The sequence below is a fragment of the uncultured Campylobacter sp. genome (assembly GCF_937949835.1).
Lineage (GTDB): Bacteria > Campylobacterota > Campylobacteria > Campylobacterales > Campylobacteraceae > Campylobacter_B.
Window position 1 is genome coordinate 1 of the sequence record NZ_CALEDC010000344.1, and the last position, 2,856, is coordinate 2,856.

At 50.8% G+C, this 2,856-nt stretch carries 5 protein-coding genes; all 5 read left to right on the forward strand.

Annotated elements, in window-relative coordinates:
• Window positions 1-855 (forward strand): substrate-binding domain-containing protein (locus Q0256_RS07850; RefSeq protein ID WP_297961973.1); only part of this gene is annotated, 855 nt, incomplete at its 5' end.
• A gap of 86 nt (window positions 856-941) precedes the next feature.
• On the forward strand, window positions 942-1,430 hold the full coding sequence (locus Q0256_RS07855; RefSeq protein ID WP_297961976.1) for an HAD family hydrolase: 489 nt from the start codon (window positions 942-944) through the stop codon (window positions 1,428-1,430).
• Between the two features lie 67 nt (window positions 1,431-1,497).
• Complete coding sequence (gene lptC / locus Q0256_RS07860) at window positions 1,498-2,031, forward strand: LPS export ABC transporter periplasmic protein LptC (RefSeq protein WP_297961979.1); 534 nt, start codon at window positions 1,498-1,500, stop codon at window positions 2,029-2,031.
• Window positions 1,995-2,510, forward strand: a complete 516-nt coding sequence (gene lptA / locus Q0256_RS07865) for a lipopolysaccharide transport periplasmic protein LptA (RefSeq protein ID WP_297961981.1) — start codon at window positions 1,995-1,997, stop codon at window positions 2,508-2,510. The genes lptC and lptA overlap by 37 nt, the downstream gene beginning before the upstream one ends.
• Window positions 2,507-2,856 (forward strand): GTPase (locus tag Q0256_RS07870; RefSeq protein WP_297961983.1); only part of this gene is annotated, 350 nt, incomplete at its 3' end. The genes lptA and Q0256_RS07870, both read left to right, overlap by 4 nt.

Sequence of the window (2,856 nt, forward strand, 5' to 3'; positions counted from 1 at the left end):
CAAAGCAGCGCCGAGATGCAGGCCAAATCGATCGAGCTACATAAATTTTTGCCGTTTGATGAGGGCTCGCAGATCGTGCGCGTTAGCTCCAGTTTAAAACTTAGCGGCGATCTGCCCATAATCGACGGTGCAGCGGCTTTGTATCCCGTCTTTTCGGCATTCGTCGCGGCGAGCTATCCGAAGGAAAGCGTGGAATTTGACGGGCAAAATTTCACGAGTGCTAGCAGGCTTAAATTTAGCAATACCCGCGGCGCGTACAAGGCCATAAGCGACGGCGAGGCGGATCTCATTTTCGTCGCAGCCCCTTCGAAGCAGCAGCTCGATTATGCGCGCGAAAAGGGTGCGCGCTTGCGCTTCGTGCCGATCGGGCTGGAGGCGTTCGTCTTTATCGTAAATGCGAATAACAAAGTATCTAATTTAACCGTGGATCAGGTGCGAGGGATCTATTCTGGGGAGTTTGACGATTGGTCGCAGCTCGGCGGCGAGCGTATGCGAATAGATGCCGTGCAGCGAAACGCAGGCAGCGGCAGCCAGAGCGCGTTTTTAAAATTTATGGGTGAAACGCAGCCTAAGCGTAAGATCACGGGCTTTTTCGGTAGCGCGATCGGCTTTTCATTTCGCTACTACGTCGAGGGGATCGTGCGAAACGGCGGCGTGAAGATGCTTAGCCTAAACGGCGCGTATCCGAATAAAGAAAATATCGTTAGCCGCAAATACCCGCTCGTAGCCGAAATTTACGCGGTTTACGACGAAAATAACAAAAACGAAAATATCCGCACGCTGATAGATTGGATCCTTTCGCCGCAGGGGCAAAGCATCATCGAAAATAGCGGCTACGTGCCGATTAAAGGCTAAAATCGCAGCTTAAATTTATACGGCGTTTGCCAAAAATTCAGCCAAATTTCGTTAAAATCACAAAATTTTAAAAAACGGAAAACGAAGTGATAAAGATCATATTTTTAGACGTAGACGGCTGCCTTAGCGACGGCGGGCTGTACCATTCAAACGGCGGCGAAGAGATGAAAAAATTTAACGTAAAAGACGGGTTCGGCATCCAGGAGTGGCAACGGTTAGGGCTAAAGGTCGCAATCATCACCGGCAAAAGCTCGCAAATCGTCGCAAACCGCGCGCGCGAGCTAAAGATCGATACGCTCTTTCAAGGCGAAAAAGACAAGCTCTCAAGGGCGGAGCAAATTTTAAAAAATTTTAACCTAAGCTTCGATGAGGCCGCTGCGATCGGCGATGATATAAACGATGCGAAGCTTTTAAATGCAGTCGCGATTAGCTTCAAGCCCGCCGATGCGCTAAGCTCGCTAAAAGCGGACGTCGCGCTAAGCAAAAACGGCGGCTGCGGCGCGGTGCGCGAGATGATCGAAATGCTCGTCGATAAAAACGGCATGCGCGAAGAGTGGAATAGCAAATGGCTGTAGTTTCGCAAACGCGCGTGAGAATGCCTGCGAGGGGCGAAATTCCGCGCAGATCAAAAGGAGCCGAGCGATGGTGATAAAAATTTTCTACGTCGCGATTGCGATCTTTTGCGTCGCGATGGTGTTTTTAAGCGTGCAGACGCCGTATTTTAGCGATATGTTTAGGCAGGATCTAAGCATTGCGAATATGGAGATGAAAAAGATCGTCGATTATCAGATCGGCGAGCGCGTGGATGCTAAATTTACCGCGGACGGCGGCACTCGCTATAAGGATCGCGACGAGTTTGTAAATTTTAAAGCCGAGGAGATTAGCGCGGATCTAAATCACACTTTGGTTTCAAAGACCGCGACGCGCGCCGGCGAGCTGATAAAATTTACCGGCGACGCGCACTATGTAAATAGCAGAGGCTTTGATTACACTGCGCAAGAGATCATCTACGATACGAGCAGCAAGATCGTCCGCTCCGACGTGCCGTACGTGCTGCGCCAAGGCGGCGACCGCATCACGGGCGCAAGCATCAGCTACGACACCAAAACCAAACAAACAAACTCAAAAGGAATCCACGCATGGTATTTAATAAAAGATCAAAACTCCACAAACTAATACTCGCAGCCGCGCTAATTACGGGCTTTGGCGCGCCTAATCTCAGCGCCGCGCAGGAGCAGGTCGAGGTCACGGCGGATAATTTTTTCGCCGACGAGATCAAGCAGATCAGCGTGCTGACGGGCAACGTCCGCATCAAAAAGGGCGCTTACGATACGCTAAATTCCGATAAAGTGACGATCTACTTCGACGCCAAGCGCCAGCCTACCAAATACGTCGCGACGGGAAATGCAAATTTTAAAATTTTACTCAATCAGAAGCATTACGACGGCAAGGGCGGCGTGCTGACCTACGATCCGACTATCGAGGCTTACACGCTCGAAAACAACGCCTATCTGCACGAGGCCGAGACCAAAAAGGAGGTTTACGGCGATAAGATCATCGTAAATCGCCAAAAGGGCACCTACGAAGTAAAAAGCGGCGGCGGCGAGAAAAAGCCCGTGCGTCTGATCTTTCAGGTCGAAGATCAAAACAAATGATCTATCCTAGCAGCGCGCAGTTTATCACCTCCGCCGCAAATATCGCGGGTGCGCCCGAGTTTGCGATGAGCGAAGTGGCGTTTTTGGGGCGTTCCAACGTCGGCAAAAGCAGCCTGATAAACGCGCTTACTGGGCGCAAAAATCTAGCCAAATCAAGCTCGACGCCGGGCAAAACGCAGCTGATAAATTTTTTCGAGGTTAAATTTAAACAAAAGCTTGTCGCAAGCACGGACGGCTCGCAAAATGAAACGTCGCCCGATCTAGCAAGCAAAGAGGCTTTAAGCTCGGCTGCAAATTGCGCGCAAGATCACGCGGAGGCTGCGGCGTCTGCGCAAAATTCCAAGCA